Source organism: Piscinibacter sp. (genome assembly GCF_050175855.1).
Taxonomy (GTDB): domain Bacteria; phylum Pseudomonadota; class Gammaproteobacteria; order Burkholderiales; family Burkholderiaceae_C; genus Piscinibacter.
In genome coordinates, this window is the sequence record NZ_JBFXIO010000298.1 from 1 (window position 1) to 6,631 (window position 6,631).

A 6,631-nucleotide genomic window follows, 5' to 3' on the forward strand; every position below is an offset into this window, starting at 1 on the left:
GACGTGAAGGGCGCCACCGACGGCACGCTGCTGCCGGTGCTGGCCGCGCGGCCGGCGCCGCTGCAGCTGAACTGGCTGGCCTTTCCCGGCACTAGCGGCGCGCGCTTCATCGACTACGTGATCGGCGACCCGATCGTCACGCCGATCGCCCACGAGGCCCACTTCACCGAGAAGATCGCCCAACTGCCCGGCTGCTACCAGCCCAACGATGCGCGGCGGGCGCGGCCGGCGCCGGCGAGCCGGGCGGAGGCCGGGCTGCCCGGCGACGCAGTGGTGCTGTGCGGCTTCCACCAGTCGTTCAAGATCTCCGAGGCTGTGTTCTCGCGCTGGTGCGAGGTGCTGCAGCGTGTGCCCGGCTCGGTGCTGTGGCTGCTGGAATGGAACGCCAATGTGCGCGATTCACTGCGGGCTGCCGCGCGCGAGCGTGGCATCGGCCCGGAGCGGCTGGTGTTCGCGCCGCTGCTGCCGCTGGAGCAGCACCTGGCGCGCCTGGCCTGTGCCGACGTCTTCCTCGACGCCTGGCCGTGCAACGCCCACACCACGGCCGGCGAAGCGCTGTGGATGGGCGTGCCGGTGGTCACGATTCAGGGTTCGACCTTCGCCCAGCGCGTGGCCGCCAGCCTGCTGCACCAGGTCGGCCTGGACGAACTGGCCTGCGCCGACGAGGCCGGCTACGTGCACACCGTCATGGCTCTCGTCCACGACGGGCTGCGCCGTGCCGCCTTGCGGGCTCACCTCGGAGAGCAGCGCGAAGCGTCCGGCCTGTTCGACGGCGAGCGCTTCGCGCGCGACATCGAGGCGCTGTACGAGCGGATCTGGCATCGCGCCTGCGCCGGCCAGGCCCCGGCGCACCTGCCCGCCGGCCGTTCGAGCGGAATCTGAACGGCAATTGAGCGGCTTTCGCGCCGCACATCCGGGCTTTCGGGCGGCCGGCGGCGCCTAACCTTCTCGCACAGCGGCCACCACGCGGGTGGCCCACGTCCATCGACGACCCCCGAGAAAGGCCGCCGCGCATGAGCCCCACCGCCGACATCCACCTCAGCATCTGCCAGCCGCTGGGTTCGCCGCACTGGCTGGGCCTGCTCGACCAGGCGCGCTACTACCGCTGGATGTTCCGCCGCCTCGGCGCGAACGTGACCATCGCCAAGAACCGGCTGCGCCACGGCGCGATCAACTTCGTCTTCGGCGCGCACGACGGCTTCAACACCGCCGCGGCCGAGCGTCACGCATGCATCTTCGTCAACCTCGAGCAGCTCGGTGAGGGCGGGCGGCAGATGCACCCGAGCTTCATCGAGCTGCTGCGCCGCTCGGCGGTGGTCGACTACGACCCCGGCAACGTGGCCGCCTACGCCGCCGACCCGGCCGACGTGCCGGTGGCGCCCATCCTGCACGCTCCGTACCTGGCGCCGGCGAACCCGATCCCGCTGGAAGAGCGGCCGATCGACCTGCTGTTCATCGGCAGCATGAACGAGCGCCGCAAGGCCTGGATCGATCGCATCGAGGCCTGCGGCCGCACCGTGGCGATGTTCGACGGCGCGCTGTACGGCGCCGAGCGCGACGCGTACATCCTGCAGTCCAAGGCAGTGGTCAACGCCCACTACTACGAGAGCTGCCGCTTCGAGCAAGCGCGCGTGGCGCACTGCCTGTCGCTGGGCACGCCGGTGATCTCCGAGCGCACGGCGAAGACGCTGCCGCACGAAGCCTTCGAGGACAGCGTGCTGTGGCTGCAGGAGGGAGAACTCGAGCAGTTCTTCACCGAGGACTTCGGCACCCCGGCCTACTACGAGGCGATGAACGCGGCGCTGGAGCGCTTCCGTACCCAGGACCCGATCGCCGACTATGCCGACGTGCTCGGCTTCGCGCGAGGCTACGCCGGCGAGGTCACCAAGCGCCTGCCCAGCGGGCCCTGGCAGCCGACGCTGATCAACCTCGGCTCGGGCAAGGACTATCACCCCGGCTGGCTCAACCTCGACATCGTGGCGCGCACCGAGCCCGACCTGCTGCTCGACCTGGCCCAGCCGCTGGAGCTGCCGCTGCGCGCCGCCACGCCGACTCAGGGCGAGCTGCTGCTCGAGGAGGGCAGCGTCGAGCTGATCAATGCCAACAACGTGCTGGAGCACGTGCCCGACCTGGTCACGCTGATGGGCAACTGCCTGAAGCTGCTCAAGCCCGGCGGCGAGTTCCGCATCGAGGTGCCCTACGAGCACGCCCGCTCGGCCTGGCAGGACCCGACCCACGTGCGCGCCCTGAACGAGAACAGCTGGACCTACTACACCGACTGGTTCTGGTACCTCGGCTGGTACGAGCACCGCTTCGAGATCGCCAGCAGCACCTACCTCGACGAGCGCGTGCAGCCCTGCGAGCAGGGCCAGGCCGCTTTCATGCGGCTGACGCTGCGCAAGATCGAGACCACGCCGGCCGAGCGCATGCACGCACAGGCCATGCAGCCGCAGGTGCGGCTGCCGGACGACCCGTTCGAGCTGGCCGTGCCGGCTGCGGCGGCAAGCAACGTGCACGCCCTGCGCGAAGCGCTGGCGGTCAACGGCTGAGGGCTTGGCATGAGCGACTACTACGACGGGCTGAACCTCAAGCTGCTGCAGGCGATCCCGGCCGATGCGAAGCGCGTGCTGGAGCTCGGCTGCGCCAACGGCCGCCTCGGCCGCCGCTTCAAGGAACTGCACCCCGGCGTGACCTGGTGGGGCGTGGAGCTGATGGCCGACGCCGCGGCCACCGCCGCCCAGCACCTCGACCGGGTGATCCAGCTCGACCTCGACCGAGCCGACCTCGGGCAGCTCGAGGGCGGCTTCGACACCATCGTGATCGGCGACCTGCTCGAGCACGTGCGCGAACCGGCCCGGCTGCTCGAATCGCTGTACGACCTGGCCACGCCCGGCGCGCAGATCGTCTGCTGCCTGCCCAACATGGCGCACCTGTCGGTGATCGAGCGCATGGTGGCCGGCGACATCAGCTACGACACCATGGGCCTGCTCGACCAGACCCACGTGCGCTTCTACTCGCCGGCCTCGGCCTTCAAGACCTTCCTCGACGCCGGCTGGCTGCCGCACCTGCACGACCAGTACCGCGTCGAGGTGCCGCAGACGCACTTCGCGGCGAAGATCGTCGAGGCCGCACAGCTGCTCGGCATTCCGGCCGAGACGGCGGTGCGCAATCTCGGCTGCTACCAGATGGTCATCGTCTGCCGCAAGTGGGCGATGGAAGCGCTGCGCGGCCAGGGCCCGAGCGTGCCGATCAGCGTGATCGTGCCGGTCAACCGCGTCTGGCAGTACGAGCTGAACGTGGCGCGTTCGCCGGGGCTCAAGGAGATCAATGCCGAGATCATCCCGGTGCAGGGCGCCGACAGCGCGGCCACCGCCTACACCTTCGCCACCCAGCGCGCCCGCCATGCGTGGCACCTGCTGGTGCACCAGGACGTCTACTTCCCCACCGGCAGCGGATTCGCGCTGGCGCGCGAGCTCGGCGCGCTCGAAGCCGCCGGCCGAACCCGCGGGCCAGTGGGCTTCGCCGGTCTGGCCGCGTCGGGCCAGGGCGACCGCAGCGTGCGCCACGCCGGCATGGTGATCGACCGCACGAACCTGTTCCGCCACCCCGGCACCGACGCGGCGCTGTCGATCGACGAATTCGCCGTCGCGCTGCACCGCGATGCCGCGGTGAGCATCGACCGCACGCTGGGCTGGCACCTGTGGGCCACCGACCTGTGCTTGCAGGCCCAGGCCGCAGGCCGGCCGCAGGAGCAGGCTTGCATCGTCGAGACGCCGCTGTTCCACAACTCGAGCACGGCGTGGTCGCTGCCCGAGGCTTTTCACGCCAGCGCACAGGTGTTGCTCGACAAGTACCCCGCGCTGGAGCGCATTCCGACGCTGTGTGGCGAACTGCAACGCAGCCGCCGGCCCCAGCAGGCACTGGCCTGAACGAGGAAATCCGCATGATCCCCGCCACCACCACCATCACCGAAAGCTACCGCGCCCAGCAGGCCGCGCTGCACGCCCAGGGCAACTACGGCCTGGCCGCGCTGCAGTATGGCGAGCCGGTGTCGGCGCTGATCGAGATCTGCGGCGCGCGCACGCTGCTCGACTACGGCTGCGGCAGCAAGCGCAGCCTGCTGCAGGTGCTGAGCCTGCCGCCCGGCCTGCGCTACGAAGGCTACGACCCGGCCGTGCCGGAGTACGCCGCACCGCCGCAGCCGGCGCACCTGGTGGTGTGCATCGACGTGCTCGAGCACATCGAGCCCGAGCTGCTGGACAACGTGCTCGACCACCTGGCCGCGCTGTGCGATCCGTTCGGCTTCTTCACCATCCACACCGGCCCGGCGGGCAAGTTCCTCGCCGACGGCCGCAACGCCCACCTGATCCAGCAGCCGCCGCAGTGGTGGCTGCCCCAGCTCGAGCAGCGCTTCAAGCTGCTGCGGGTGGAGCCGGTCAGCAACGGCTTCGCGGTGATCGTGCAATCGCTGCAGTCGACCACCGTGCTGAACCAGGGCTGAGGCCCTTTCGCGGATCCCGAAGCAGCGCGGGGCCCATGGGCCCCGCGTCGTCGTTTCAGCGGCGGGCGGCGTCGGCCAGGCGGCGTTCCCCGGCCGGGGCGATCACCGGCTCGGCCACCACCAGTTTGCCCACCGTCTCGCGCTGGTCGACGCGCAGCATGCGCTGCTGCTCGGCGAACCACTCCTGCGCATAGTCGCAGTTCGCATGCTCGTGGAAGTAGGGGCCGCCGTCGGTAAAGTGCACGTTGGCGGCGTCGGGGTCGTAGGCGTCGAAGCCGACCAGGTGGTTCCAGCCGTGCGGGATCTCGCCGATCAGCGATTCCGACTCCAGCCACTTGAACTGGTGCAGTTGCAGGCCGGTGGCGGCGTTCACGTACTCAGGCGACAGCGCCCGGCAGCGCGCGTTGTTGAACAGCATGACGCTGGACCAGTTCTTCTTCGCGTACGCGGTCTGCGGTGCATTGAGGAACTTCACCGTCTCGGTCGGAACGTGGTCGTGCTTCACGCACATCACCGCGTAACGGTCGTCGCGCAGCTCCCACAGGCGGGCGATGTCGTCGCGCACGAGCATGTCGCAGTCCATGAAGATCGACCAGCCCTCGAAGCCGCACAGCCAGGGCGTCAGGAAGCGGGAGAAGGCGAAGTCGGTCGACTGCAGCGGGCTGCGCTCGCGCCACATCTGCGCGCCGAGGTTGTTCAGGGCCAGCGGCGTGATCGCCACCGGCGCCGACGATCGCGCGAGGATACTGTGCGACAGCACGTGCCAGGCCACGGTCTCGCGCGGGTCGTAGCCGATGAAGAGGCGGATCATGACGGTCTCCGGGGGTGGGTCCTGCGCCGATCTTCCGCGCGCGCGGCCCGCGGCGATGCCCGGAAGAGCGCCGCTGTGGCCGTGCTGTTCGGCGCATGCGCTGGCGCGAAGCCGGCTTCAATGGCAGGCATCCCGCAGAGCGCCCCGGCGCTCGAAAGCCGCATGCCATGACCGTCGACGCCTTCCTGTTCCTGCAGCCCAGCGACATCGCCCACTTCCAGGCGACGCAGCACCGCTACCAGGGGTTGAAGCGGCTGTTCATCGACCCGGGCCTGGTGGAGGCGGCGGTGACTGCCGGGGTCGATCTCGCGCCCTTCGAGTTCCGCGCGCTCGACGTCGGCCGCCACCTGCAGTCGCGCGTGTTCACCGAGGCCTCGACGCACGCTGCCGCCCTCGACCAGCGGCTCACGCGCGAGCGCCAGGCGCTGTTCGGCGACGGCCTGCTGCAGGGCTGGGACCAGTCGCTGCTGCGCCAGTTCTTCGTGCGGGCGCTGCTGTTCAGGTACCTCGGCGAGATCTGCGAACGCAGCTTCCCCGAGACTCAGGTCGGCGTGTTCCGGCCGGACAACCCGCAGCTCTTCTACTACGACGCCTGCGTCGCCACCGACATGTTTGCCGGCGCCTCGACGCGCTGGCGGGTGCTCGACCGCTATCCCGCCGGAAAGCATTGGCAGAGCGGGACCTTCGCGCACTGCTTCGACTTCGACGCCATCCGTGCCCGGGTGGAGCAGGGTCGCGCCGACGCGATCACGCACATCCCCACCACCTACCGGCATCTGGACGTCTACGAGCGGCAGATCACCGCCGTGTTCGCCTCGAACGTCGACCTTCCCAGCACGTTCTGGGACCTGCCGATCCGCCGCGACGCGGTGCTCGCGCAGCCGATCTCCCGAGCCAGCGCAACGGACGCGCCGGAGGCCTGCACCGTCTACCGCGAGCGTGCCCGGGCCGTGTTCGAGCAGCACCTGGGGGCGCTGCTGCCGGTGCGCGCCGGGTTGCAGGTCCAGGCGGAGCTGTTCGCGCAGCGCTGCTACATGCAGGCGGTGAACTATCACGGCCTGCGCCGCGCGCTGGCCGGCAGCCGTCCGCACTTCGTGCTCACCGACCACGACACCGGCAACAACGGCCCGCTGTTCAGCGTTGCCGCCGAGCTGGACGCGCGTGTCACCGTGCTGCCGCATTCTTCCTACGCCACCGGCGCCATCCCGCACGGCCGCCGTGTCGAGGTGGTCGAGCGCGACGGCTTCATGACGCCGAAGCGCACCGTGCTGGGCGTACGCAGCCGCTCCCGCGGTGTGCGCTTGACCGCTGAGCCGAGG

Annotated in this window: 5 protein-coding genes and 1 pseudogene; 5 read left to right on the forward strand and 1 reads right to left on the reverse strand. The window is 70.2% G+C overall.

Features of this window, described 5'->3' with window-relative positions; all coding sequences use genetic code 11:
- The 4 genes and pseudogenes from AB7U92_RS19330 to AB7U92_RS19345 form a co-directional block, all read left to right on the forward strand.
- Positions 1-882: pseudogene (locus AB7U92_RS19330) on the forward strand (UDP-N-acetylglucosamine-peptide N-acetylglucosaminyltransferase); the annotation flags it as partial.
- Between the two features lie 131 nt (positions 883-1,013).
- Positions 1,014-2,549: a class I SAM-dependent methyltransferase gene (locus AB7U92_RS19335; protein ID WP_428580706.1), complete on the forward strand. Its 1,536-nt coding sequence runs from the start codon at positions 1,014-1,016 to the stop codon at positions 2,547-2,549.
- A gap of 9 nt (positions 2,550-2,558) precedes the next feature.
- A complete protein-coding gene (locus AB7U92_RS19340) occupies positions 2,559-3,929 on the forward strand; it encodes a class I SAM-dependent methyltransferase (RefSeq protein WP_428580709.1) in 1,371 nt (456 codons plus the stop codon).
- A 14-nt stretch (positions 3,930-3,943) separates the two neighbouring features.
- The gene (locus AB7U92_RS19345) at positions 3,944-4,501 is read left to right on the forward strand and encodes a methyltransferase domain-containing protein (RefSeq protein WP_428580712.1); all 558 of its coding nucleotides are present in this window, start codon (positions 3,944-3,946) and stop codon (positions 4,499-4,501) included.
- Between the two features lie 55 nt (positions 4,502-4,556).
- On the opposite strand, the gene AB7U92_RS19350 is transcribed toward AB7U92_RS19345, so the two are convergent.
- On the reverse strand, positions 4,557-5,312 hold the full coding sequence (locus AB7U92_RS19350) for a glycosyltransferase (protein ID WP_428580715.1): 756 nt from the start codon (positions 5,310-5,312) through the stop codon (positions 4,557-4,559).
- Between the two features lie 167 nt (positions 5,313-5,479).
- Here AB7U92_RS19350 and AB7U92_RS19355 point away from each other — a divergent pair.
- The coding region (locus tag AB7U92_RS19355; protein ID WP_428580718.1) for a hypothetical protein at positions 5,480-6,631 on the forward strand (1,152 nt) is incomplete at its 3' end.